Source organism: Polaromonas sp. LjRoot131, from assembly GCF_964252805.1.
Lineage (GTDB): Bacteria > Pseudomonadota > Gammaproteobacteria > Burkholderiales > Burkholderiaceae_C > Polaromonas.
The window spans coordinates 13,917-39,218 of record NZ_CAXUPF020000006.1 but is presented as its reverse complement, the minus strand read 5'-3'; the positions used below and the strand labels follow the sequence as shown (position 1 = coordinate 39,218).

Annotated in this window: 23 protein-coding genes; 15 read left to right on the top strand and 8 right to left on the bottom strand. The window is 59.4% G+C overall.

Annotated features, from left to right (window positions below; genetic code table 11):
* The 4 genes from ACSQ27_RS22290 to ACSQ27_RS22275 all read left to right on the top strand — a co-directional run bounded on the left by ACSQ27_RS22290 (position 1) and on the right by ACSQ27_RS22275 (position 5,069).
* The gene (locus ACSQ27_RS22290) at positions 1-1,551 is read left to right on the top strand and encodes a hypothetical protein (protein WP_436157683.1); all 1,551 of its coding nucleotides are present in this window, start codon (positions 1-3) and stop codon (positions 1,549-1,551) included.
* An 83-nt stretch (positions 1,552-1,634) separates the two neighbouring features.
* Positions 1,635-2,846: a metallohydrolase gene (locus ACSQ27_RS22285; RefSeq protein ID WP_436157682.1), complete on the top strand. Its 1,212-nt coding sequence runs from the start codon at positions 1,635-1,637 to the stop codon at positions 2,844-2,846.
* Positions 2,846-4,615: a ThiF family adenylyltransferase gene (locus tag ACSQ27_RS22280; protein WP_436157681.1), complete on the top strand. Its 1,770-nt coding sequence runs from the start codon at positions 2,846-2,848 to the stop codon at positions 4,613-4,615. Before ACSQ27_RS22285 ends, ACSQ27_RS22280 begins: the two co-directional genes overlap by 1 nt.
* Positions 4,590-5,069, top strand: coding sequence for a Mov34/MPN/PAD-1 family protein (locus ACSQ27_RS22275; protein WP_436157680.1), 480 nt, complete (start codon positions 4,590-4,592; stop codon positions 5,067-5,069). The genes ACSQ27_RS22280 and ACSQ27_RS22275 overlap by 26 nt, the downstream gene beginning before the upstream one ends.
* A 96-nt stretch (positions 5,070-5,165) precedes the next feature.
* Here ACSQ27_RS22275 and istB read toward each other — a convergent pair whose 3' ends face one another.
* Positions 5,166-5,957 carry an IS21-like element helper ATPase IstB gene (istB, locus tag ACSQ27_RS22270; RefSeq protein WP_436157679.1) on the bottom strand — a complete coding sequence of 264 codons (792 nt, stop codon included), beginning with the start codon at positions 5,955-5,957 and terminating at the stop codon, positions 5,166-5,168.
* On the bottom strand, positions 5,947-7,491 hold the full coding sequence (istA, locus tag ACSQ27_RS22265; RefSeq protein ID WP_436157678.1) for an IS21 family transposase: 1,545 nt from the start codon (positions 7,489-7,491) through the stop codon (positions 5,947-5,949). Before istA ends, istB begins: the two co-directional genes overlap by 11 nt.
* A gap of 780 nt (positions 7,492-8,271) precedes the next feature.
* Between istA and ACSQ27_RS22260 the strand changes: the two genes are divergently transcribed.
* Positions 8,272-9,003 carry a pseudouridine synthase gene (locus ACSQ27_RS22260; RefSeq protein WP_436157793.1) on the top strand — a complete coding sequence of 244 codons (732 nt, stop codon included), beginning with the start codon at positions 8,272-8,274 and terminating at the stop codon, positions 9,001-9,003.
* Between the two features lies 1 nt (position 9,004).
* Here ACSQ27_RS22260 and ACSQ27_RS22255 read toward each other — a convergent pair whose 3' ends face one another.
* Positions 9,005-9,682 (bottom strand): DUF2726 domain-containing protein, encoded by a 678-nt coding sequence (locus ACSQ27_RS22255; RefSeq protein WP_436157677.1) that lies wholly within the window; start codon positions 9,680-9,682, stop codon positions 9,005-9,007.
* A gap of 158 nt (positions 9,683-9,840) precedes the next feature.
* Here ACSQ27_RS22255 and ACSQ27_RS22250 point away from each other — a divergent pair, with 158 nt between their 5' ends.
* Positions 9,841-10,431 carry a molybdopterin-dependent oxidoreductase gene (locus ACSQ27_RS22250; protein WP_436157676.1) on the top strand — a complete coding sequence of 197 codons (591 nt, stop codon included), beginning with the start codon at positions 9,841-9,843 and terminating at the stop codon, positions 10,429-10,431.
* A 13-nt stretch (positions 10,432-10,444) separates the two neighbouring features.
* On the opposite strand, the gene ACSQ27_RS22245 is transcribed toward ACSQ27_RS22250, so the two are convergent.
* Complete coding sequence (locus tag ACSQ27_RS22245) at positions 10,445-11,233, bottom strand: alpha/beta fold hydrolase (RefSeq protein WP_436157675.1); 789 nt, start codon at positions 11,231-11,233, stop codon at positions 10,445-10,447.
* A gap of 139 nt (positions 11,234-11,372) precedes the next feature.
* Here ACSQ27_RS22245 and ACSQ27_RS22240 point away from each other — a divergent pair, with 139 nt between their 5' ends.
* The 9 genes from ACSQ27_RS22240 to ntrC all read left to right on the top strand — a co-directional run bounded on the left by ACSQ27_RS22240 (position 11,373) and on the right by ntrC (position 21,336).
* Positions 11,373-12,386 carry a YncE family protein gene (locus ACSQ27_RS22240; protein ID WP_436157674.1) on the top strand — a complete coding sequence of 338 codons (1,014 nt, stop codon included), beginning with the start codon at positions 11,373-11,375 and terminating at the stop codon, positions 12,384-12,386.
* A 131-nt stretch (positions 12,387-12,517) separates the two neighbouring features.
* Positions 12,518-13,378, top strand: a complete 861-nt coding sequence (locus ACSQ27_RS22235; RefSeq protein WP_436157673.1) for a polysaccharide deacetylase family protein — start codon at positions 12,518-12,520, stop codon at positions 13,376-13,378.
* Between the two features lie 5 nt (positions 13,379-13,383).
* Positions 13,384-14,346: a sterol desaturase family protein gene (locus ACSQ27_RS22230; protein ID WP_436157672.1), complete on the top strand. Its 963-nt coding sequence runs from the start codon at positions 13,384-13,386 to the stop codon at positions 14,344-14,346.
* A 125-nt stretch (positions 14,347-14,471) separates the two neighbouring features.
* Positions 14,472-15,401: an EI24 domain-containing protein gene (locus tag ACSQ27_RS22225; RefSeq protein WP_436157671.1), complete on the top strand. Its 930-nt coding sequence runs from the start codon at positions 14,472-14,474 to the stop codon at positions 15,399-15,401.
* Between the two features lie 14 nt (positions 15,402-15,415).
* A complete protein-coding gene (locus ACSQ27_RS22220; RefSeq protein WP_436157670.1) occupies positions 15,416-16,240 on the top strand; it encodes a competence/damage-inducible protein A in 825 nt (274 codons plus the stop codon).
* Between the two features lie 227 nt (positions 16,241-16,467).
* Positions 16,468-17,883, top strand: coding sequence for a type I glutamate--ammonia ligase (gene glnA, locus ACSQ27_RS22215; protein ID WP_436157669.1), 1,416 nt, complete (start codon positions 16,468-16,470; stop codon positions 17,881-17,883).
* Positions 17,884-18,065: 182 nt separating this feature from the next.
* A complete protein-coding gene (locus tag ACSQ27_RS22210; protein WP_436157668.1) occupies positions 18,066-18,593 on the top strand; it encodes a hypothetical protein in 528 nt (175 codons plus the stop codon).
* Between the two features lie 27 nt (positions 18,594-18,620).
* Entirely contained in the window at positions 18,621-19,727 is a 1,107-nt protein-coding gene (gene glnL / locus ACSQ27_RS22205; protein ID WP_436157667.1) for a nitrogen regulation protein NR(II), read from the top strand.
* A 94-nt stretch (positions 19,728-19,821) separates the two neighbouring features.
* A complete protein-coding gene (ntrC, locus tag ACSQ27_RS22200) occupies positions 19,822-21,336 on the top strand; it encodes a nitrogen regulation protein NR(I) (RefSeq protein ID WP_436157666.1) in 1,515 nt (504 codons plus the stop codon).
* A 226-nt stretch (positions 21,337-21,562) separates the two neighbouring features.
* Here the strand turns inward: ntrC and xth are convergent, their stop codons facing one another.
* Genes xth through ACSQ27_RS22180 form a run of 4 tightly spaced genes read right to left on the bottom strand, consistent with a single transcriptional unit; the run spans position 21,563 to position 25,285 of the window.
* Positions 21,563-22,339: an exodeoxyribonuclease III gene (xth, locus tag ACSQ27_RS22195; RefSeq protein WP_436157665.1), complete on the bottom strand. Its 777-nt coding sequence runs from the start codon at positions 22,337-22,339 to the stop codon at positions 21,563-21,565.
* Positions 22,340-22,381: 42 nt separating this feature from the next.
* Positions 22,382-22,975, bottom strand: coding sequence for a DUF4337 domain-containing protein (locus tag ACSQ27_RS22190; protein WP_436157664.1), 594 nt, complete (start codon positions 22,973-22,975; stop codon positions 22,382-22,384).
* 40 nt (positions 22,976-23,015) lie between these two features.
* On the bottom strand, positions 23,016-23,498 hold the full coding sequence (locus ACSQ27_RS22185) for a dihydrofolate reductase (protein ID WP_436157792.1): 483 nt from the start codon (positions 23,496-23,498) through the stop codon (positions 23,016-23,018).
* Between the two features lie 5 nt (positions 23,499-23,503).
* Positions 23,504-25,285: a M48 family metallopeptidase gene (locus ACSQ27_RS22180; protein ID WP_436157663.1), complete on the bottom strand. Its 1,782-nt coding sequence runs from the start codon at positions 25,283-25,285 to the stop codon at positions 23,504-23,506.
* Between the last annotated feature and the right edge of the window lie 17 nt (positions 25,286-25,302).

Sequence of the window (25,302 nt, the reverse complement as noted above, 5' to 3'; positions counted from 1 at the left end):
ATGCCCGCAGCAACAAAAAAAGTCGCAAAGAAAGTACCGGCAAAGAAGGTGCCGGCAAAGAAGGTGGGAAAAAAGGTCGTTGCGCGTAAGCCAACGACTGAAAGCCGATCCCGACGCGTGCCTCGGCTAGCAATCAGAATGTACAGGCACGGGCTTGGGGATTGCCTCTTGCTGCGGTTTTCCCGAAAGGGCATGGACACCTTTAATGTACTCATCGATTGCGGGATCATCATGGTTGCGACCGATGCAAAGAAAAAAATGGAGGCGGTCGTAAATGACATAGCCAAAGCTTGTGCGAAGCGAATTGACGTTGTTGTCATGACGCATGAACACTGGGATCACGCATCGGGGTTCTCGACACAGCACGCTCGGTCGTTGTTTGACGAGATTGAGATTGGTGAGGTCTGGTACGGCTGGACTGAGGACCCAACTAGCGAGTTAGGTCAACGGCTAAGAAAAGAGCGAGCAGAAAAGGTCAAGGCGCTAACCTTGGCTGTCCGCGCCCTAAACCTGTCATCCAGTCTGGCTGCTAAAAAGCGCGTCAAAGGTCTGACCTCGATACTGGGATTTTTTGGCATAGACCACAAGGCACAAAGCCTAGGCGTCGATAAGCCGATCCAAAAAACTCGAGATGCCTTTGAATATCTGATGAAGCGAAGAGGTGTCAAAACACGCTATCTCTATCCTGACAAACCTCCTATTTCGATTCCAGGTGTTGCTGACGCCAGAGTATTCGTCCTTGGGCCGCCTCAGAATGAAGCGCAAATAAAGAAGAGCGCACCGAGCAAGAAAGACCGGGAGGTTTATGAGCTGGCTTCGGAAGCCAGTTTGGCAACTAGCTTGGGCGCGGCATTTGGCAGAGTTGCCGGCGTGGAGTCTGCCAATGGGGCGGCAGACGATTGCCCTTTTGATGCGACGCTACATATGTCGAAAAGCTCTGACTTATATAAACAGCTTGTAGGTGAGACATGGGATGCACCTGGTCAGGAATGGCGCCAAATCGAAGAAGACTGGACCCAGGCAGCTGAGACACTAGCCTTAAATTTGGACAGCCATACCAACAACACTTGCGTAGTGCTGGCGTTTGAATTTTCAGATACGGGGGAGGTTTTCCTCTTTCCGGCCGATGCGCAAGTCGGTAACTGGCTATCTTGGCAAGATCTTCGCTGGCGTGCCAAGACCTCGGCGGGCGTGACCGAGGTAACTGGCCCAGAACTACTTGAGCGTACCGTGTTCTACAAAGTTGGACACCATGGCAGCCACAACGCCACTTTGAGAAAGTTGGGCCTTGAGCAAATGACTAGTGAGGATCTCCTGGCGTTCATCCCTGTCATTGAAGGCGAGGCAGTAAAGAGCCGCTGGCTGAACATGCCGTTTTCGCCGCTTCTCGAACGGCTTAAGACTAAAACAGGCGGTCGATTATTGCGCTCTGACTCTGACATACCTGCTGCGGCAGATCTAAGCGCGCTTCCAAAATCTGCGAGAACCAAATTTCTGAAACAAGTCGCAGTTGGTCCGAATGATCTCTACTTTGAGTACCGGTTCGACTGAACATCGCGGCTCGAAAGTCTTTCTCAAAAACACATCATTGCGTCGATGCACTTAATAACTAGCTAAATAGGAAGGGATAGATTATGGCTGCAAAAATTAGTTTTCTGCCAGTGGGCAATGGAGACATGACGCTCATCACGTTGGCAGACGAGGTGAGAATTCTCATCGACTGCAATATTAGAGATGCTGCTGACGACCCCGATCATATTGCGCGTGATGTAGCGAAAGATCTCCGGAAGCGAATACTCCGAGACGACAAGAAGCGTCCCTACGTAGATGTTTTTGCTCTAAGTCACCCAGACCAGGATCATTGCAATGGACTTGTGGAGCATTTTTATCTGGGGTCCCCCGACGACTATCCAGACGATAAAAAACCTGATGCAGAAAAGAAAATATTGATAAGAGAAATTTGGTCATCTCCCATGGTTTTCCGACGTCGGTGCAAAGACCATGTTCTTTGCGACGATGCGATCGCCTTTAACTCTGAGGCGAAGCGTCGTGTCAAGCTAAACAAGGAAAAACAATTTAAGTCGATAGGGGATGGAAACAGTATTTTGATACTCGGGGAAGACGAGGGCGAAAAAACTAAAGATCTCGCCCCCATTCTGGTCAAGGTAGATACCACCTTCGATCGCGTAAATTGGGTAAGAAGCAAATGCTTTTCGGCAACTTTGCTTGCCCCAATGCCCAAGGGGGACGACGAGACTGAAAAGCTTCTGAGTAAAAATCACTCGAGCGTGATATTGAACATGTCCATCTCGGCTGAGGCCACCGGTGGCGGAAAGAAGAAATTTCTAAGTGCCGGTGATGCCGAAGTTGCCATCTGGGAGCGTCTTTGGACTAAACATAAGAAAGATCTCGCTGTTCTTACATACGATCTTCTTCAAACACCACATCACAATTCTTGGCACTCTTTATCTTGGGATAGCTGGTCGGGGAAAAATCCGAAGGTTTCAGCTGAAGCGAAGTCCGCACTCGCCCAGATCAATACAAAAGGGGTGATCGTTTCTAGCAGTGACCCCATAGATGATGACGATGTGGATCCACCATGCCATGGCGCAAAGGTCGAGTATGTCGAAATCGCCAGCGCGAAGGAGGGTACGTTTTATTGCACCGGTGAATATCCAAAACGCGATGCGACCGAGCCGCTGGAATTTTCTATCGAAAATGGAAAACTGGACGTCATAACCAATGGCCGCACAGGGGGCTCGCTTCTGCGATCTGCGGTTCCAGCAGGCGGTCTTTCCTTCCCTGATAAACCCGTTGTTCCAAACAAGTCGTCCGGCTTTGCCTGATGCAGTGGGCGATTTCAGATCCGGCACGTTTTCTCAGTGAACGCGCCGCAATCGAAGTTCTCGAGCGCGAGCACTCATGGGTTAGTACGACCTGGCGAGTGGATGAAGCTTTGAACGTGTCCGTCGATGTGGATATCACCGTACACGGCGAGGTTTTTGCTGGCAGGATGACCTATCCCTCAGTATTTCCCGCAACCCCTCCCTATTTTCGCCCACGGGAGTCGCATGAGCGTTGGTCCGCTCATCAATACGGCGCAGGCGGTTCACTTTGCTTGGAGTGGCGAGCCGATAACTGGAATCCGGGCGTTACTGGCGCGGAAATCATATCCAGTGTTTATAGGTTACTGGATGCTGAAAAGCATCCAAATCAGCCTATCGCCGTTGAGTCGGCACATCAAATGACAGAAGGCCAATCGCTACGCGGAGAGTTGCTCAGATTTGTTGCTACAAATGATCTGCTGAAGCAGCTGAATTATCTTGCTGAAAATGGGAGCGTTTTCTATAAAACGGTCGAGGTCCGCCACGGAACGTTTTTTGCACTATTTGTTTCGCAGGTGGGGCAGACCGAAACATCACAGGTTGTGATTGGTGATGTACCGAGTGCGCTTTCGCTTAAGCCTGTGGCATCTACGGAGGGAACCGGACGTGCTTTGCGCTGCAGTTCGCTTTCCGCAGAAACACCGATTTCAAATTTTGAAGATATAAAGCTATTTTTGGAGTCCATCGGACTGGCCTCTGAGGAAATTTTGTTTGAAGCAGGAGGTGCCAAGGAGGTTAAGCCTCAGACTTTGATGCTTTGTGGGAAAACAATCAGAGTCTTTCAGATATTTATCTCACGCACATCGTTCAAAGAAACAGTCGTCGAGTACAACGTTATCTTGCCCCCTGATACCGATGTGAGGATACCGGCTTCATATGCAAGATTAGCTGAATTGCGATTCGGCATCGTTGGCCTTGGGTCATTGGGAAGTAAGGTCGCGATATCGCTGGCCAGGACGGGCGCACGAAATTTTCTTTTGATCGATGACGATTTTTTGCAGCCAGGAAATCTGGTTCGTCACGAACTAAGTTGGCTTTGGGTAGGTGCTCACAAAGCGGACGCGGTAAAAGCGCAGTTGATGCTTACCGCCCCTGGCATGGCTGTTGATGTGAGAATCCATCGGATTGCGGGCCAAGAGTCGCCTTTGAACGCGGCTTCCGCCCTGAAGGATTTGGCTAAGTGTGACGTTCTGATTGATGCCACTGCCGATCCTGAAGTGTTTTTGCGATTGGCATCGGTAGCTCGTTCCGGGCGAAAGACCTTGTGCTGGGGTGAAATATTTGCTGGTGGGTATGGAGGTTTGATTGCGAGGGCGAGGCCCGATATTGATCCAAACCCGCTCGCGGTCAGGGATGCCATTTATGACTATTGTTCGCAGCTGCCAAATGCACCGCATAAAAATGCTGGCGCCTACGATATTGATGGCGACGTACCTCTGATTGCTCAGGACAGTAGTGTTTCGCAAATTGCTGCGCAGCTCACTAGTCTCGTCATCGATTCGTCCCTGCAAAAGGAGTCAAGTGATTTCCCTTGTTCCGCATACCTCATTGGAATGAAGAAGGGTTGGGACTTTGACCAGCCGTTCGATGTCCGACCCATTTCTCCTCTGGGGGATGGTTGGAACGACTCGTCTGCCGAGGCTGCGCCAGAGGATCGGGAGCAGGTGGCTAAAACCTTACTTGAGCTGTTGGAAAAGACCCAAGATGTTAAAACTGATTCTTCCCCTTAACATTCAGAAGGAGCTTCGCCAAGCACTACAAGCTGCTGGTCGCGTTGAGACGGGGGGGATTCTTCTCGGAGAGCATGTCGGAGTCGATGAGTTTAAGGTCGTCGAAATCACGGTACACAGAAAAGGGACATTTGCAACTTTCGTGCGCCATATTGAAGAAGCACTTGGCCGAATTACCAAATTCTTTGAACGTAAACAGCAGAACTATAAAAAGTTCAACTATTTAGGTGAGTGGCATTCACATCCGTCGTTTGAACCTATACCAAGTCGAAAAGATGATGCTTCGATGCTGGAAATCGTACAGGATCAAAGAGTTGGGGCGCACTTTGTGACGCTGCTGATCGTGAAAATCTCCGGCGAGTCAATGGTAGGTACTGCTCATACATACCTCCCGGACGGAAGTAAATGGCAATCTAACCTAGTCTGGCTTGAGGGAAACTCATCTCGCTTGTAGAGCAAGCGTCTGTTTTGATGGGTGTTGAATTGCACTGAAGTCTGACCCGAGTTTTCCATCGAATCTTGACCCACACTCTTTGTGAGCAGAAGCTGCTCACGATGTGGATAAGTTCTTGGTTTTCTCCTTTTTGGGCTGAGTCTTTGCAGAGCTGTTTTTGAACCGATAGCTATCGTTTCCAGTCTCAAGGATATGACATCTGTGGGTGAGTCGATCCAAGAGAGCGGTCGTCATTTTTGCATCACCAAAGACACTTGCCCATTCTCCAAAGCTTAGATTGGTCGTAATTACGACACTGGTTCTCTCGTAGAGTTTGGATAGCAAGTGAAATAGAAGCGCACCACCCGACTCACTGAATGGCAAGTAGCCCAGCTCATCCAGGATCACCAGGTCCACGTGCATCAATCGATTGGCCATGTGTCCTGTATTGCCATTCGACTTCTCGACTTCCAGAGCATTGACTAGTTCGATCGTGGAGAGGAACCGGACACGCAAGTGGTGGTGCTCAATAGCCTGAACCCCTATTGCTGTGGCCAAATGGGTCTTTCCGGTGCCTGGACCACCAACCAGAACGATATTTTGGGCCTTTTCAAGGAAGTCGCATCGATGCAACTGGCGCACCATCGCCTCGTTCGCTTCGCTGTGGCTAAAGTCAAAGCCAGCCAGGTCCCGGTATGCGGGGAACCTGGCAAGCTTCATCTGGTAAGCCATGGATCGCACTTCTCGTTCAGCGGTTTCGGCCTTGAGCAACTGGGCAAGGATGGGCTGAGCTGCCTCGAACGCTGGAGCACCTTGATCGCCCAACTCGGAGACGGCCTGGGCCATACCGTGCATTTTGAGTCCCTTCAGAAGGGCCACTATTGAATTTGAGGCGGAATCACGTGCCATGGCGCAGCTCCTGGTTCTCGTCGACCTCGCGAAGCGAGTCATAGCGCCCGACGTTGGCCTGCGGTTCCGTAGCAAGCCTTAGCGCCTGAGGGGCGATGACTTCGGGAACGGCCGTCTTTCCGTCCACCAGGCGGTGCAGCACGTTCAGGATGTGGGTCTTGGTTGGAACACCCGCATCCAGGGAAGTCTCCACCGCTGCCAGCACAGCTTGCTCGTCATGATGCAGAACCAGTGCCAGGATCTCGACCATCTCCCGGTCCCCGCCAGCCTTCTTGAGCAGCAATGCCTGCAACCGCTTGAAGGCCGCGGGGAATTCGGTGAACGGAGCACCGTTTCTCAGAGCGCCAGGCTTCCGCTGAAGCACCGCTAGGTAGTGGCGCCAGTCGTAGATAGTGTGCCCCGCCCCGTCATGGCGGCGATCAATGATTCTTGTGTGCTCACAGACCACTCGACCTTCTGCGGCAACGACTAGGCGGTCTGCGTAAACCCTAAGACTTACAGGCCGATTGGCAAACGATGCCGGGACGCTGTACCGGGTGCGTTCATGGGTCACCAGGCAGGTCGGTGAAACGCGCTTCGTGTGCTCGACGAAGCCATCGAAGGCGGGCGGGGGGGGCATCAGGAACGGCTTTTCCTGAGCCCACACGTCGGCCACCGTGCCTGGCAGCTTCCCATGGAGGATCTCCTTCCAGAGGGCCTTGCAGCGCATCTCGAGCCATTCATTGAGCTCTATCAAGGTGCCGAAGGCCGGCATGGGCTGCCAGAGGCGATGGCGGGAATCACGGACGTTCTTCTCGATCTGCCCCTTTTCCCATCCGGAGGCAGGGTTACAGAACTCGGCCTCAAAGAGGTAGTGGTTCACCATGGCATTGAAGCGGGCGTTGACGTCCCGGTCTTTACCGCTGCGAACCTTGTCCACAGCAGTCTTCATGTTGTCGTAAATGCCGCGCTTTGGAATGCCGCCCAGCACGCCAAAGGCGTGGTTGTGGGCGTCGAAGAGCATCTCGTGCGTCTGGAGCAGGTAGGCTCGGACGCTAAACGCCCGGCTATGGCTGAGCTTGAAATGCGCGACCTGCAGCTTGGTACGCTCGCCGGCGATCATCGCCCAGTCCTCGCTCCAGTCGAACTGGAACGCCTCTCCGGGCCCAAATACCAGCGGGATGAACGTACCGCGGCCGGCAGTTTTAAGCGCCTCTTGGCGTTCCGCGCACCATTTCCGGTAGAACGCCGCCACCCTTCCATACGAACCGTCGAACCCGAGGGATACCAAATCTGTGTGGATCTGCCTCAAAGTGCGCCGCTGTTTCCGCGATTTTGTTGCCTCGATTACCAGCCAGGTGGCCAGCTTCTCGGCGTAGGGATCGAGCTTGCTTGAGCTGACCCGTCTTGGGTACTTGGGCTCGCTCTCTTCCGATCGCAGGTGCTTCTTCACTGTGTTGCGAGCCAGGCCTGTACGCCTTGAGATCTCGCGGATGGACATCTGATCCCTCAATGCCCAACGTCTGATGACATTCAATGTCGCCACGTCTATCACTCCTGAATTCCCCTGCTTTTAAAACAAGCAGGGTAGTGCCTACGTGGGTCAGATTTGGATGGAAATTACTGCGCTAACTGGATCAGATTTCGACGGAATTCAACACGGGCACGGTTTTTCACCAAAAAGTGATCCACTGGAAGCGGAATTTTTCAAGTTGACTGACCCGGGCGATCGAGCAAATCACCATTGCAATCCAGCTGCTCAGCCTGGTCTTGTTAAATGAAAAAGGTGGTTCACTGTTTGGCGGAATTTATAAAGCCTAGATAGTCGAGAACTGCCACAACCTTCGAAAAAAGTGTCGCAGCAATTGCTTTTTAAACTTTAGGGGTTTGATTTCCGAGTTCAGCCTGCTGGTGTAAAACCGGGGAACGAATCGGGGAACAAAATCTTTGTGATTCATCGGCCTTCAGCAGAAATTTTTGATGCTGATGCGACTGCGAGTTTTAAACTTGAATAGTGGATTTTTTTGATCTCGAAAATTTGAGCCAAAATTTCGCGATTGAACTTTTCGGCATAAATAAGCTAGATTGAACGGCATTGCATGTGCGTTGCGGTTTTTTCGCCAGCCACTAAAACACCGGGGAACAAGCCGGGGAACGAAAAAACGTAAAAATCCAAAAATCCTAGTATTTATGCGGGATAGCGGGTATCTATCAGTAGACCCCAGCGCCACCACTTCACCAAAGCCCGACCTTTAACCGTCGGGCTTTTTTCATGGCTACCGGCTGCACGGGTCGATCACTTAGCGCTCGCGGCGACAATACGCCCATGGCAAGCATGCAACTTCAGGAAATTCTCTTCTCTCAGGGCTTTGGCACGCGGCGCGTCTGCGCGGGGCTGGTTCAACAGGGCCATGTGGCGGTGGCCGGCGCGCCTTGCGACGACCCGGCCGCCGAATTCGAGCCCGTCGAAGGCCTGCGCTTCACGGTGCAGGGCGTGGCCTGGGAATACCACGAAAAAGCCTATTTGATGCTGCACAAGCCCGCGGGCTATGAGTGCTCGCAAAAGCCCAGCACCTATCCGAGCATCTACACGTTGCTGCCGGCGCCGATACGCCAGCGTGGCGGCGGGGCGGCCGCCGGTGTGCAGGCGGTCGGCCGGCTGGACCAGGACACGACGGGGCTCTTGTTGCTGTCGGACGACGGCAAGTTCATCCACCGCATGAGTTCGCCCAAGCACCACGTCCCCAAGGTGTATGAAGTACGGGCCAAACACCCGGTGGACGAGAAACAGGTGGCAAAACTGCTGGCTGGCGTGGTGCTGGACGACGACCCCAAGCCGGTGCGGGCCGCTGCCTGCGAAAAAACCGGCGAGAACCAGCTGAGCCTGACGCTGACTGAGGGCAAATACCACCAGGTCAAACGCATGATTGCCGCCGTGGGCAATCGCGTGGAAGAGGTCGGCGGCCTGCACCGCTCACGCATAGGGTCGCTGGATTTGCCGGCCGACCTGAAAGCCGGTGAATGGCGCTGGTTGACCGCGCAAGACCTGGCCCGTATCGCGGCCTGAGCTATCGCAGTTCGGCCGGCCGCGTGTTGGACTGTATGAGAAACGAGTCGTGCCAGTGGCCGGGCATGCTGCTGGTGTGCTCCTGGTCCATGAGTGTGCGTATCTGCCGCTGTTGCGCAAGGGTTTTTTTCAGGTTGATGCGGGCGACTTCGAGGACCGCCTCCTCGCGTTTGAGATGCCGCGCTTTGGTGGCCGCTTCACCGAAGAATTCATTGCGAAGCTCGTCCGGATCCGGCAGCATGGATGGGTTGAGCACGGCATAAGAAATGCCGCATTGCGCCAGCAAGTTGCGTTTCAGGCTTCGGGCCTTGTGGGAAAGGCCGAAGGACTTGGGAATATCCACGCAGCCGACCACATGGCCGTCACTGGCGCAGACTGAAAATGTGCAGGTGGTGTTCTGGAGCATTTCATACCAGTACAGGCTGTTTTCACTGGCATTGGGCCTGGTGAAACGGGTCACCGGCATCTTCACCAGGACATGGTGATCGTCAAAAGCGGCGATCATCCAGTGCCAGGCCCGCAGTTCCTCGCTGTTCATCAGCACCCGGGCATGCAGGGGCCAGTGTTTGGGAATGCGGCGTTTTCCGCGGTTTACCCAGCGTGACCACAAGCTGTACCATTCCGCCAAGTGCGGCATGTGAAGCTGCTCCGCCGGCGACCATTCTGAGTTTCTGTACATGACGAACTCCTGGGTGTTACTGGTACTTACAATATGCGCCGATTTGGGTACTTTGACTTGACGTTTGTCGTGAAAACGAGAATTTATTACTGAATAAGTGTGATGTTTTAGACGGAACCACCATTCGGCAGCATTTACTTACAAGGAGGAGCGAAAACATGGATAAGCGCAAATTTATGGGGATAGCGGCCCTGGGTGCCGTCGCCCTGCCTGAACTGGCGCAGGCGCAGCTAGCGCCCAAAGCGCAAAAAGGCCCGACCGTGCTGACCGTCAGCGGCCTCATTGGCGCCGGCAACCGCGCTGCACTCGACCCGGCACTGGACCAGATGATGGCCAAGCAGAAGATCAAGTTCGACAAGGCGCAGGCCTTTGACTTCGCCGCGCTGGCCGCACTGCCGGCCGTCACCATCAAACCCACGCTCGAATACGACAGCAAGCCGCACACGCTCAAAGGCCCGCTGCTGGCCGATGTCCTGAAGGCCAGCGGCGTCAAGGTCAACGACAAGACCACGGTATTCCTGCGCGCGGTGGACGGCTATGCGGCGCAGGTAACAGCCGCCGAAATTGCCAAATACCGCTTTATCGTTGCCACCCACATGGATGGCCAGCCTTTGTCATTGGGCGGCTTGGGCCCGCTGTGGGCCGTCTATGATGCGGACCGATTCCCCGAGATGGCGGCCAAGCCCTTGCCCGCGCGTTTTGCCTGGTGCCCCTGGGCGACTTATCACATTGAGGTCAAGGAGGCCTGAAGCTCAATGACGCTCAAGCTATCGGCTTGAGGAAGTCAGTGATCGCCTCCACGGTCTTGGCGGGCTGGTCGCGCTGCGGCGAATGTCCGCAGGCCGCCAGCCGCAACTGCCGGGCGTGGGGCGCCACCTGCGCGATCTCGTCCAGTTGCCTTAGGGTGCCGTATTCGTCGTCAAGGCCCTGCACCAGCAGCAGCGGCGCCGTGATGCGGCCGCATTCCTCGCGGATGTCGAAGCGGCGAAAGGCTTCGGACAGCCAGACGTCGTTCCATTGCCAGAAAGCCACGTCGACTTCGGCGTGGTAGCGCGCCAGCCGCTCGCGCAGCGCCCCTGATTCAAAAGCCGCGCGGGCTTCAGTGATCGCCTGCACGGCAATGTCTTCCACCAGCACATGCGGCGCCATTGCGATGCAGGCCGACACGGGATGCCGGCTGGCGTGGAGCAGGGCGATAGTGGCCCCGTCGGAATGGCCCAGCAACACAGGCCGGCTGATGTTCAAGGCCTGCAGCAGGGCGGGCAGCACTTCCCAGGCTTCGCAGTGCATGTAGTCGGGCGGCAGCCGGCCGCTGCCGCGCACGTCGGGCACGGGTGCGGACCGGCCGTAGCCGCGCCGCGAGTAGACGATGCCGGCCCGGCCTGTCGCTTCGCACACGGCCTGCGGCCAGTCCAGCCCGCGCTGCGTCCACAGGGCGACCGAGCCCAGGCCTTCGTGCAGGAAAACAATCGTGGCCAGGTCGGCCCGCCCGGCAATGCGCCTGACTTCCAGGCGCACCCCGTTGATTTCCACCATCTCCGTCAAATTCATCACCGCATCGTAAGGGATGTAAACGGATAGGGCGTCCAGCGCATTAGGTCTCCTGCAGGCTGCTATTTGCCGGCTTGAGTGGTTTTGCGGCAACTTCGCGCCGCTACACTAGCTGGTTGCACCTAGAAAGACCGTTTTTGTGAATGTTTCAGCCCGTTCTGCAGCCGCCTGGCTGTGCGCCCTCGCCGCCCTGGCGAGTTTTCCGGTCCTTGCCCAGACCGCGGCGGCTCCGGCCGCTTCCGGGATCACCACACCTGTCTTCGTGCTCAACTCGCTGGACGACACCGTCAGCGTGATCAACCCGGCCACCTGGACCGAGACCCGGCGCATCGCCACCGGCAAGCAGCCGCACCACCTTTACCTCACGCCCGACGAAAAATCGGTGATCGTGGCCAATGCCCTGTCGGACTCGCTGACCTTCATCGACCCGAAAACCGCCGAGGTGCAGCGCACGATACGCGGCATCCTGGATCCTTACCAGCTGCGCTTTTCGCCCGACATGAAATGGTTCGTCACGGCCGCCAACCGCCTGAACCACATCGATATCTACAAGTGGGACGGCAAGGACATCACGCTGGCCAAACGCGTGGCCACCGGCAAGACCCCCAGCCATCTGTGGATAGACAGCAAAAGCACGACGATCTATTCCACCATGCAGGACAGCGACGAGCTGATCGCCATCGACCTGGCCAGCCAGGCCATCAAGTGGCGCACCAAGACCGGCCCCATCCCGGCCGACGTTTACGGCACAGCCGACGACAAATTCATGCTGGTGGGCCTGACGGGCGGCGACGCCGTCGAGGTCTATGACGTGAGCGGCGCGCAGCCCCAGCGCACCAAGAGCATCAAGACCGGCGCCGGCGCCCATGCCTTTCGCGCCTTCGGCGACAAGCGCCACGTGCTGGTCAGCAACCGCGTGGCCAACACCATCAGCCGCATAGACTTGCAAACCCTCGAAGTGGTCGACCAGTTTCCTGCGCCGGGCGGCCCCGATTGCATCGACGTGAGCCGCGACGGCAAGCAGATCCTGGTGACCTCGCGCTGGGCGCGCAAGCTCACGGTGATCGACGTGGCGACCCGCAAGATCGTTCGGCAGGTGAATGTCGGAAAGAGTCCCCATGGCGTCTGGACCCTGGATCACGCCCCCCGTTGAGCGGCCGAAAGATGGAACCCCCACGGTCGCTCTCTGCGTGTAGCCTGCGGCTTCTCCCTGCCCCTTTCATCACGAAAGGGGCCGCTTCGCCTGCGGCCCGGCAAAGCCGGTTCCGCGGCCTCTGCTTGACGATGAACTCGCTGCCATCGCTGGCTGCTATTTTGCTGGTTGCCTGCGTGCATCCCGCCTGGGCTGCGGGCAAGAACGTTGCGCAAAATGCGGTACAGCCGGTCGCAGCCGTTTGCAAACCCATCTACCTGACGCTGGACACCGGCCACATGGCCGTCGCGCCCTTGATGGCCGACATCCTGAACAAGCACCATGTCAAGGTCACGTTTTTTGCGGCCAATGAGCGCACGCAAGAGGGTGACGGCAGTTTGGGCGCGCATTGGGCGCCTTGGTGGAAGGCGCGGGCGGCTGAGGGGCATGAGTTTGCTTCGCATACCTGGGACCATGTGTACTGGCGCGGCGATGTGCCTGCGGCACCGGGTTCGCAGGCGCAGTTCAGGATGCGGCCCTCGGCGGGCCAGCTGGAGGGCAAGGACTTCACCTGGTCGGCCGCGCAGTACTGCGAGGAAATCGGCAGGTCCGCCAAACGCCTGGAGGCTATTACCGGCAAGAAGCCGCTACCGCTGTTCAGGGCGCCGGGCGGCAAGACCTCGCCCGCGCTGCTGGCCGCCGCCAAATCCTGCGGGTATGAACATGTGGGCTGGTCGCCCGCGGGCTTCCTGGGCGACGAATTGGCCAGCGAGAAATACCCCAACGACTTCCTGCTGAAGAAGGCGCTGCGCGATGTGCGCTCCGGCGACATCCTGCTGGCCCACCTGGGCATCTGGTCGCGCAAGGATCCGTGGGCACCCAAGGTGCTGGAGCCGCTGGTCACCGGCCTGCAGGCGCGCGGTTTCTGCTTCAAGACACTGCGCGAGCACCCCCAGTACAAGGACTGGATTGACGCGCAGTCCGGCCCGGCACCGGCCAAGCCCGCAAAATAAACGCCATGGACTGGTTCAGCGATTCTTTTTCAGCGGCGCAGCAATGGCTGTTCGAGGCGGCCGTGCAACCGGCCATGTTTGCGCTGGGCATGGGTAACCTGCTGGAAGACGGCTACGATGCCACCGCCTGGTTCATGGTGGGCGTGATCCAGGTCGTGATCCTTCTGGCCCTCATAGGTCCGCTGCAGCGCTGGCGGCCGGTGGAGCCGGTGACCGACCGCGCCACCATACGCACCGACGTGCTGTACACGCTGATCCACCGGCTGGGCCTGTTTCGCATCGCGTTGTTCTTCACGCTGGACCCGTGGTTCGACGAAGCCTTCGGCGCGCTGCGCACCGCCGGCTACGGCACTTTCCACCTCGACCAGCTCTGGCCGGGCGTGAGCGACCACGCGGTGGTCAGCCTGCTGATCTACCTGGTGGTGTTCGACTTCGTGGCTTACTGGACACATCGCGGCCAGCACCAGGTCGAATGGTGGTGGCGCCTGCATTCGCTGCACCATGCGCAGCGGCAGATGACCATGTGGAGCGACAACCGCAACCACCTGATCGACGATATCCTGGTCGACACCATCGTCGTGCTGGTGGCCCAGCTCATAGGCGTGCAGCCCGGCCAGTTCGTCGCCATCGTAGCCTTCACCCAGCTCAGCGAAAGCTTCCAGCATGCCAATGTGCGCATCTGGTTCGGCCGCATCGGCGAGCGCCTGTGGGTGAGCCCGCGCTTTCACCGGCTGCACCACAGCATAGGCATCGGACATGAGACGGTGAAGGCTGAACGGACTGTCCTGGGGGGACACAATTTTGGTGTGTTGCTGCCCTGGTGGGATGTGCTGTTCGGCACGGCCAATTTTGAGCAGCGTTATGACCCGACCGGTATCCGCGACCAGGTCGAGGCCAACCGCGACTATGGCAAGGGCTTCTGGTCGCAGCAGTGGATTGGCCTCAAGCGACTATTCGGCAAGGCCTGAAGATAGCTGAGGTTTTCAACCAAGTCTGAGCCGTGGAACCGGCTTTGCCGGGCCACAGGCGGGCGGCCCCCTGAGGGGGCAGGGAATTACACGAAGTGAATGACCGTGGGGGCTACACTGTTTTCATGAGCAAACTCCTTGATGCTTTCTGGCGTGCCGCGATGTACTGCCTGCACCCGCGGGTCATTGCCCTGTCGGTGCTGCCCCTGGTCATCATGGGGGCGATCTCGCTCGGGCTGGGCTACTTTTTCTGGAGCGACGCGGTCGAGGCCATCCGCTCCCAGATCAGCAATTACGAGCTCGTCAACAGCATGGTGCGCTGGCTCGAAACGCTGGGCCTGAGCAGCCTGCGCATGGTGCTGGCGCCCGCGCTGCTGCTGTTCCTGGCCATCCCCGTGATCGTGATCGTCTCGCTGCTGTTTGTGGCCATTCTGATGACGCCGGCCATGGTGGCGCTGGTGGCCGAACGGCGCTTCCCGCAGTTGGAGCGCAAACTGGGAGGCTCCATGCTGGCCAGCCTGTTCTGGTCGCTGGGCTCGACCCTGCTGGCGGTCGTCGCACTGCTTGTGTCGATTCCCCTGTGGCTGATTCCGCCCTTGATACTGGTGCTGCCGCCCTTGATCTGGGGCTGGCTCACCTACCGCGTCATGTCCTATGACGCCATGGTCGACCACGCGAGCAGCGAGGAGCGGCGGCAGATTTTCAAGGAACACCGCATGCCCCTGCTGGCCATAGGCGTGCTCAGCGGCTACCTGGGCGCCGCACCCAGCCTGATCTGGGCCTCCGGCGCCATGTTCGTGGCCATGGCACCCCTGCTGGTGCCGGTGGCCATCTGGATCTACACCCTGGTGTTCGCGTTTTCCTCGCTCTGGTTCGCCCACTACACCCTGGCTGCGCTGGAGCAGCTTCGCAAGAAAAACAATGCGCTGGTCCCGGACCCGCTGGCGCAGGCCGCGATCACGTCGATGGCGGCGGAACTGGCCCCCGAGGCCCTGCCGGGGCCCGCGCCCAGCTTCGGCTCGATGGGCGGAAAACCCGATATACCCCTGCCTTGAACCTCTCCTGAAACATGACTCCTCACTTCGGCCTCATCATCGTCGGCGACGAAATCCTCTCGGGAAAACGCGCCGATAAACACCTGCCCAAAACCATTGAACTGCTGGGCGCGCGCGGCCTGCAGCTGGCCTATGCCGACTATGTGGGTGACGACCCGGAGCGCATTACCGCCACGCTGGCGCGCGCCTTCGCGGCGGCGCGCGAGAACGGCGACGTGGTGTTTTCCTGCGGCGGCATAGGCGCCACACCCGACGACCACACCCGGCAGTGCGCGGCGAAGGCGCTGGGGGTCGAACTGGCCCTGCATCCCACGGCCAAAACCCTGATCCTCGAACGCATGGCGGACGTGGCCAAAGAGCAGGGCACACCCTATGAGCCCGACCGCGACGACAACATCCATCGCCTGAACATGGGGGTGTTTCCGGTGGGGGCGGAGATCATTCCGAACCCGTACAACAAGATCCCCGGCTTTACCTGCCGGGCGGGGCAGGGCGCGGTTCACTTCGTTCCCGGGTTCCCCGTCATGGCCTGGCCGATGATCGAATGGGCGCTCGACACGCACTATGCCCATCTGCACCAAAAGTCCCCCTACACCGAAAAATCGGTGATCATTTTTGGGTCCATGGAAGCCATGCTGACGCCGCTGATGCTCGCGATTGAAGCGGCGCACGCCGGCGTCAAAGTCTTCAGCCTGCCCAGCGTGGACCACCCGGAATACGGCCGCCATATTGAGCTGGGCGTCAAAGGCGCGCCCGAGGCGGTGAATCTGGCCTACCCCGCCATGCTGGCCGGCCTGCACAAATTTGATCTCAAGTTCGGCCCCGAGTTGGTGCGTTGATTTTTTGCACTTAAAAGGTGCGCTTGAGGTAATGCACTCAAATGGTGCAATCGTTACCGCCAGGTGTTTTTTCTCTTTTCAGCCTCGCCAAGGCTGGAAGTGAGGCCAGATAACGGCACAATCCGAGGCTTGGCAGGAAACCGTAGAGCCAACGGCTTTGGCACAAAAAGTGCATTCAACAGGCCCGAAGATAATTTTCAACCACCCATCCAGCACAGGAGATTTTGATGGCAAAGACCGTCGCAGACGTCATGAAAATGGTCAAGGAAAACGAAGTCAAGTTCGTTGATTTCCGTTTCACCGACACCCGGGGCAAAGAGCAGCACGTGACCGTGCCCGTGTCCCACTTTGACGAAGACAAATTCACGTCGGGCCACGCCTTCGACGGTTCTTCGGTTGCCGGCTGGAAGGGCATTGAAGCCTCCGACATGCAGCTGATGCCTGACCCCAAAACGGCCAACATCGATCCTTTCTTCGAAGAAACGACGCTGTTCATGAGCTGCGACGTGCTCGAGCCCGCCGACGGCAAGGCCTATGACCGCGACCCGCGCTCCATTGCGCAGCGCGCAGAAGCCTACCTCAAGGCTTCCGGCCTGGGCGACACTGCTTACTTCGGCCCGGAGCCGGAATTCTTCATTTTTGACGACGTGCGCTGGAACACCGACATGTCGGGCACCTTCTTCAAGATCGAAGAATACGAAGCTCCCTGGAATTCGGGCGCCAAGCTCGAAGGCGGCAACCGCGGCCACCGTCCAACCGTCAAGGGCGGCTACTTCCCCGTGCCTCCCGTCGACAGCACGCAAGACATGCGCGCCGAGATGTCCCTGATCCTCGAATCGCTGGGCGTTCCGGTCGAAGTGTTCCACCACGAAGTGGCCGGCGCCGGCCAGAACGAAATCGGCACCCGCTTCAGCACGCTGGTGCAGCGCGCCGACTGGACCCAGATCCTGAAGTATGTGGTGCAGAACGTGGCCAATGCCTACGGCAAGACCGCCACCTTCATGCCCAAGCCCATCGTCGGCGACAACGGCTCCGGCATGCACGTTCACCAGTCCATCTGGAAAGACGGCAAAAACCTGTTCGCCGGCGACGGCTATGCAGGCCTGTCCGACTTCGCGCTGTACTACATCGGCGGCATCATCAAGCACGCACGTGCCCTGAACGCCATCACCAACCCCGGCACCAACAGCTACAAGCGCCTGGTTCCCGGCTACGAAGCACCGGTCAAGCTGGCTTACTCGGCCAAGAACCGCTCGGCCTCGATCCGCATTCCTTACGTCGCCAACCCCAAGGGCCGCCGTATCGAAGCGCGTTTCCCCGATCCGCTGATGAACCCGTACCTGGGCTTCTCGGCCCTGATGATGGCCGGCCTGGACGGTGTGGAAAACAAGATCCATCCCGGCGAAGCCGCCACCAAGGACCTGTACCATCTGCCGCCCGAGGAAGATGCAAAAGTGCCAACCGTCTGCCACAGCCTGGACCAGGCGCTGGACGCGCTCGACGTGGGCCGCAGCTTCCTGACCAAGGGCGGTGTGTTCACCGACAGCATGCTCGACGCCTACATTGAACTGAAGATGGGTGAAGTGACCCGCCTGCGCCAGGCGACCCACCCCATCGAATTCGACATGTACTACTCCCTGTAAAACAGGAGGGCTCGCGCCCAGCCGCTTACTGTGGTTTTTTACAGTTTGTGGCCAAAAAAGGACGGCAAATGCCGTCCTTTTTTATTGTCCCGGCAGGTTGTGGGTGTGCTGGCTTTGTATTTTTGTTCCTTTGCCGCATACTGATAGACCGTCCTAGCCCTTACCGGCATCGGGAGTTCCTTATGAAAAACACCTTATTGCTTTCTACCTTGTCCCTGCTGCTGGCCGGCGCGGGGAATGTCGCGTGGGCGCAGCAGGTTTTCCGCTGCGCCGGCATCGGCGGCTCCACACCCGAATACATCAACAACGCCAAAGAGGCGCAGACGCGCAGCTGCAAGCTGGTCTCGGGCGGCAACGTCACGGTGGTGCAGAGCACGCCCGTTGCCAAGTCCACCTCTTCATCCAGCTCTGCGTCCACCTCTACGGTTCGTGTGGCGACCGCCTCCGGCCCCGAGCAGCGCGCCCGTGACAGCGATTCGCGCGCCATCCTGGAAGCCGAGCTGAAAAAAGCCGAAGCCAAACTGGCCGAGCAGCAAAAAGAGTTCAACAACGGCGAGCCCGAGAAGCAGGGCATCGAAGGCCGCAATTACCAGCGCTACCTGGATCGCGTGGCCGAGCTCAAGGACAGCATCGCCCGCAACCAGAGCGACATCGCCGGCCTCAAACGCGAAATATCCCGGCTTCCTTCGGGCGCTCCCGCCCTCAATTAAGCGCGCAGCGCCGGCTTCTGGGTGAAAATGGATGGCTTGAACAAGCCCTCCCTACGCACCACATCGCCCTCCACCCCGGTTTCGGGGCTCCCCCGCTTCCAGGCCTTCGACCTGCTGGCCACGCTGGTCGCCGTCGTCCGCACCGACGGCACCGTGGTGTTCGCCAATGCCGCGCTGGAAGACGCGCTGGGCACCTCCCGGCGGACCATTGAAGGCTCGCAGCTTCCCGACTGTTTCACCGAACCGCTGATCCTGCAGAACGCGCTCGAGGGCGCGGGCAGCAATGAGTTCGCCGCCCTGCGTTATGACGCCTGGCTCAGGCGGCTGAACCATGAGCCCCTGCCGGTCCACGTGGTGGTGGCGCAGACCGATACCCCGGGCGAGGCCATCGTCGAGCTGCTGCCGCTCGAGCAGCAGGCCAAGCAGGAGCGCGAAGAGCGCCTGATCGACCAGGCGCAGGCCAACAAGGAGCTGATCCGCAACCTGGCCCATGAAATCAAGAACCCGCTGGGCGGGATCCGCGGCGCGGCCCAGTTGCTGCAGATGGAAATCGGCAAGGACCTGACCGAATACACCCAGGTCATCATCCACGAAGCGGACCGGCTGCAGACGCTGGTGGACCGCCTGCTGGCGCCGCACCGCCGCCCGCACCTGGTGGGCGACGTAAACATCCACGAGGTTTGCGAGCGCGTACGCTCCCTGATCCTGGCGGAGTTTCCTAAAGGCCTGAAGGTCACGCGGGATTACGACATCTCGATTCCCGACTTCCGCGGCGACCGCGAGCAGCTGATCCAGGCGGTGCTGAACATCGCCCACAACGCCGCGCAGGCCCTTGCCGAACGCATCGCGGCGGGCAATGCGCAGATCACTTTCAAGACCAGAATCGCCAGGCAGGTAACTTTTGGCAAGCAGCGCTATCGCTTGGCACTGGAATTGCATGTTATCGACAATGGACCGGGTGTGCCGGACTCCATCAAAGACCGTATCTTCTATCCCCTGGTCTCGGGGCGCGAGGGCGGTTCGGGGCTGGGGCTGACATTGGCGCAAACCTTTGTGCAGCAACACCACGGTTTGATCGAGTGCGACAGTGTGCCGGGCCGTACAGATTTCAAGCTGCTCATACCGCTTCCTTGAAATGTGTCTCCTTCATGATTGATACATAACGCGATCGGCGCGGAGGGCTTGCAGAAGGCCCCGCGCTGAAAGCACGACAAAAGGGACTGCATACATGAAACCGATCTGGATCGTTGATGATGACCAGTCCATCCGGTTTGTTCTGGAAAAGGCCCTGCTTCGCGAGGACCTTCCTACGCGCAGTTTTACCAACCCCCGCGAAGTGCTTGCCGCGCTGGAGAACGCGACCGAAGAAGACGGCCCGCAGATCCTGGTGAGCGACATCCGCATGCCCGGTGGCTCCGGCCTGGACCTGCTGGAAAAGGTCAAGGAAAAGCTGCCCGGCCTGCCGGTCATCATCATGACCGCGTTTTCCGACCTGGACAGCGCGGTCTCCGCCTTCCAGGGCGGGGCTTTCGAATACCTGCCCAAGCCCTTCGACCTGCCCAAGGCGGTCGAGCTGATTCGCCGCGCGGTGGAAGAAAGCCAGCGCGAGGAGGTGGCCGAGGAGCGCATGGCCTCCGCGCCCGAGATGCTGGGCCAGGCGCCTGCCATGCAGGACGTGTTCCGCGCCATCGGGCGCCTGAGCCAGAGCATGGTGACGGTGATGATCACCGGGGAATCGGGCTCCGGCAAGGAGCTGGTGGCGCGCGCGCTGCACAAACATTCACCGCGTGCCAACGGGCCTTTTGTCGCCATCAACACCGCCGCCATCCCCAAGGACTTGCTCGAGAGCGAACTTTTCGGCCATGAGCGCGGCGCTTTCACCGGCGCGCAGACCATGCGGCGCGGCCGCTTTGAGCAGGCCGAGGGCGGCACGCTCTTCCTCGATGAAATCGGCGACATGCCCTTTGACCTGCAGACGCGCCTGCTGCGCGTGCTCAGCGACAGCCATTTTTACCGCGTCGGCGGGCACAACGCCGTCAAGGCCAATGTGCGCGTCATCGCCGCCACGCACCAGGACCTGGAGCAGCGCGTCAAGGAAGGGGGCTTCCGAGAGGACTTGTTCCACCGCCTCAACGTGATCCGCCTGCGCCTGCCCGCCTTGCGTGAGCGGCGTGAGGACGTCTTCATGCTGACCCGGCACTTCCTGCAGCAAAGCGCCAAGCAGCTTGGCGTCGAGCCCAAGCGGATTTCCGACACAGCATTGCAGCAGCTGAGCAACTTCGGCTTTCCCGGCAACGTGCGCCAGCTTGAGAACATCTGCCACTGGCTGACCGTCATGGCGCCGGCCCAGGTGATAGAGCCCAAGGACCTTCCGCCTGAAGTGCTGGGCATGATTCCCGAGCCCGGCAAGGCCCCGTTTCCGGCAGAAAGGACTGAAGCTCCGCGCCAGGATTGGGCGGGTGCCGAAAAACCGTCGGCCGCCCAGGCGCCCGAAGCCGCTTCGCCCGTTTCAGCTGGCGGCGGCCTGGAGCAAAGCTGGGAAAGCGGCCTCGAAGCCGAAGCCCTGGCATTGCTGGCCACCGGGCGCAGCGACGTGTGGGACGTGCTGACACGGCGTTTTGAATCCAAGCTGATCCAGACTGCGCTGGCCAATACCCGTGGCCGCCGCATCGAAGCGGCCCAGAAGCTGGGTATAGGCCGCAATACCATCACGCGGAAGATCCAGGAACTCCATCTGGAGTAGATGGCCCCCACGGTCGCTCACTTCGTGTAGCTCCCTGCCCCCCGAGGGGGCCGCTGCGCCTGCGGCCCGGCAAAGCCGGTTCCGCGGCCCTGGCTGGGTTGAAGAGTTCCGTGGCGTAAACAGCGGGGGTATTCACCAGTGGGGGCCGCGGGTCCGGCTTTGCCGGCCCCAGGCGCCGCCCCCTGGAAGGGGGGAACAGGCTACACGAAGTGAGCCTGGACGGGGGTCAGCCGAGTTCCACGGTCACCGGCGCATGGTCGCTGGGTTTTTCCCATTTGCGCGGCACGCGGTCTATGGTGCAGCCTTTGACTTGCGGCTTCAGGGCTTCGCTGACGAGGATGTGGTCTATGCGCAGGCCGCGGTTCTTCTGGTAGCCCAGCATGCGGTAGTCCCACCATGAATAGCTTTTGGGCAGTTGCTCGAACATGCGGAAGCTGTCGGTCAGCCCCAGTGCCAGCAACTGGCGGAAGTGTTCGCGCTCTTCTTTCGTATGGTGGATGGTGTCGCGCAGGCCTTCGGGGTCGTAGGAGTCCTGGTCTTCCGGCGCGATGTTGAAGTCGCCCAGCAGCACCAGTTGTGGATGGGCCGCCATCTCGGCACGCACGTAGGCCTGCAGGCCATCCAGCCAGCGCATCTTGTAGGCGAACTTTTCGCTGCCGGGCTCCTGCCCGTTGACGAAGTAGCCGTTCATCACGCGCACGGGCCCCGCGGGGCCGTCCACCGTGGCGGCGATCACCCGCGAATGCTCGTCTTCAAAACCCACGATGTTTTTCACCACCTCGCGCATGGGCGTGCGCGACAGGATGGCCACGCCGTTATAGGTCTTCTGGCCGAAGGCGGCGGCTTCATATCCCACCGCCTTAAGCGCCTCCAGAGGGAACTTGTCGTCCGTCATCTTGAGTTCCTGCAGGCACAGCACGTCCACAGGGTTGGCGGCCAGCCAGTCCAGCACATGGGCCAGGCGCGCGGTCAGCGAATTGACGTTCCAGGTCGTAATCTTCATGGTTTCATGCTCCAGCCCCGAAAAAAGACGGTTCAACAGCGGTCAAATATGCAGCGCGGCGAGCACGCCCACCACCAGGCCCACGCCGGCCACGGCGAACATGCCGTATTCCAGCCACTTCTTGCGCGTCAGCAGGGCAATCGCCGCCAGCGCGATCGCCACCTGCAGCACGGTGGTGGCCTGGGCCCAGCGGTGGTGCTGGTGGATCTGCTCGTCCGAGGATTTATCCCAGACCGCGGATTCAGCCTCCAGCTTCTCGGCGGCCACCTTGATCTCGTTCTTTTCTTTTTCGTAGCGGTCCACCTTGCCCTGGTAGCCGGCTTTTCTGTCTTCGGGCGCCAGGTCGCGCGCCAGTTCGGCCAGCGACTGCTTGGTGCTTTTCGACTGGAAGTAATTCCACTGGTTGGACGCTTCCGTCTTTTTGATCGCCGCGTTGTTTTTGTAGAGCCCCGCGTTGGCCTGCGTGGCGCCGCCCATGTAGGCAAAGATGGCGCCTATGGTCGCGATGATGGCGGTGATCACCGCGATCTGCGCGATCATGCCGCCGCCGCTTTCGTGGCCGCCATGGCCGCCTTGCGCCGCATGCTCGAGCTCATGGTCGTGGGGCCCGTGCACGTGAAATCCGCCTCCTGACATATCAATTCCCCCTAAAAATGTTGTTGTGGTTGTGGATGGTTTATTTTTGGTAGGTGACGAAGCTGAACTTCATCCCGTTCACCGATACGTGGTCTTCGCGCGCGGCCTGCCGCCATTCAGGGCCCAGCGGCGGCGCGAAGGCGTCGCCTTCTATGTCCTCGTCAATCTCGGTGACCTCAATGCGTTCGGCCAGCGGCATGGCCTGCGCGTAAATCTGCGCGCCGCCGATGATCCAGGCTTCTTCGGCCGCCGCGCACAGCGCCAGCGCCTCGGCCAGGCTGGCTGCGGTTTCGGCCCCGGCTGCGTCCCAGCCCGGCTGGCGCGTGATGACGATGTTGGCGCGGCCCGGCAGCGGCCGGAATTTCGCCGGCAGCGAATCCCAGGTCTTGCGGCCCATGATGACCGGCCAGCCGTGGGTCAGGCGCTTGAAATGCGCCATGTCTTCCGGCAGGCGCCAGGGGATGGTGTTGTCGCGGCCTATCACGCCGTTGCGGGCGCGGGCGAAGATCATGTGGATTTTCATGAAGTTCAAAGGGAGTCGATGCGGATGATATCCAGGTTTATGGGCTTGGCCGGCGCGATGATCTGGCTCTCCGGTACAGCCTGCAATTGTGTCAGCAGGCGCGGATTGAACGCTTCGGAGGTGTAGACGGTGTGCACCATCGCCAACTGGTCGGGCGGCGTGACGGCCTGCAGATAACGCCCGTACCGCCCGCGAAGTGCGTCCTCCGCCAGACCTGCCTTGTGCGACTCTTCATGCTCCAGCCGCACCACGAGAACGTTGACGGCGTGGGAAAGGCCCGCGGCATCGGGCAAGTCGAGCTGCACAGCCCAGCAGCCGTCGGTCAGCGATTCACCCGCCAGCGCCTGCGCAAGGACCGGCGCCGCGCCGGAGGCGATCGGGTGAAGCGGGCCGAGCAGCAGGGTTGACCACACTTTTTCGTACAGAGGTGCCAGTCTTTTGAGGGTGTTGCGGCGGCGTGATTCAGCCGCCTTCATGGCCTCGGCGTCGCCATGCGAAGCGAGGTAAGAGCAGATGGCGTTCTGGGCTCCCGGCGCCAGGCGTTTATCCAGCCGGATGGATTGCCGCAATGCTTCGACGCCGGCATCGTCACTTCTTTCCAGCAAGGCAAGGCCCAGGTAATAACTCGCCATGGCATTTTCAGCTTGGCCGGCTGCCGCTGCCCGCAACAAGGCCAGGCTGCTGTCGTCGCCCTGCAATTGTTCCTGCATGATCGCCGATGCCAGCGCCGTATCCGCCGGCGTTCTGCGTGGAAAGAGGATGTGGACACCGCCCGCCACCAGCCAGCGCATCCGCAGGTGGTCGAATCGCCAGTTCGCCTGGGCGTCTTTTTGCCAATCCGCATTGCAGGCCGCCAAAATCCCGGGCCATTCATGGCCCAGCAGCGTCTCTCCCGCGCAGGGCGTGTCGTCAAGCGGCGGCGGTGCTACTTGCAGGCCCAGTGCCGCCACGCGCTCATGCATGGAGGGATGCGTATCCTGAATACGCCGCTGCCGGCGAGCGCCTTCGGCAAGGGCCTGTTGCAGGGTGCTGCCGCTGGCTCGCACCAGGTCTGCGGCCAAACCCCAGAAATTGCCGGGAGCTTGTGGAGACTCCATGCGCAGGCCGCTCAGGCGCGCGGGTAATTTTCTGGCAAGGAGAAAAGACACATACTCCAGCTTCGCGAGGGAATCGGCGAAGTGGCGCGCCGATGAAATCCGGGCCGCCACGGCATCGGCCTCGAATTCGCATTGGCGAGACCAGCTTGAAGATTGCGCGACAAAGTAAGGAACGAAGCGGGACGCGATGGCCTTGAGTCCTCCGTCCACGAAGTTGTCGTTGCCCTGTATGTGAAGGTAGCGGTCCCATTTCGCGCGGACCCGGTAGATCCAGTGGCCCAGGCGGCCGTGGTTGCGGGAAAAATGGCCCAGTTCGTGGGCAATGACGGCTTTCACCTCGTCAGCGCTCAGCATCCGCAGCAAAGGCACACCGAGTATCAGTGTCCGGCGGCTGCCCACCAATGACAGGAAACCGCCGGTCTGGTAAGCCGCGGCATTCAGTTCATTGTCCAGCACGATGCGGTGAATGCGCGGCGCCGCGGCATCGGCGCACAAGCCGCTCACCATCTGGAAGAGGGCTGGCGAATCGTCATGGCTGACGGTGTGCCGGCCCACCGTGCCGGGCGAGGGCTGGACCAGCCACCACAGGAAGATGAAAAGCGCGAAGCCAAACACCACGGCAAAAGTCGTTCCCAAAATGACTGCCTGAAGCATCACGAAGGGAACCATCGGCAAGACCACCACCGTCACATAAATCAACTCCGATG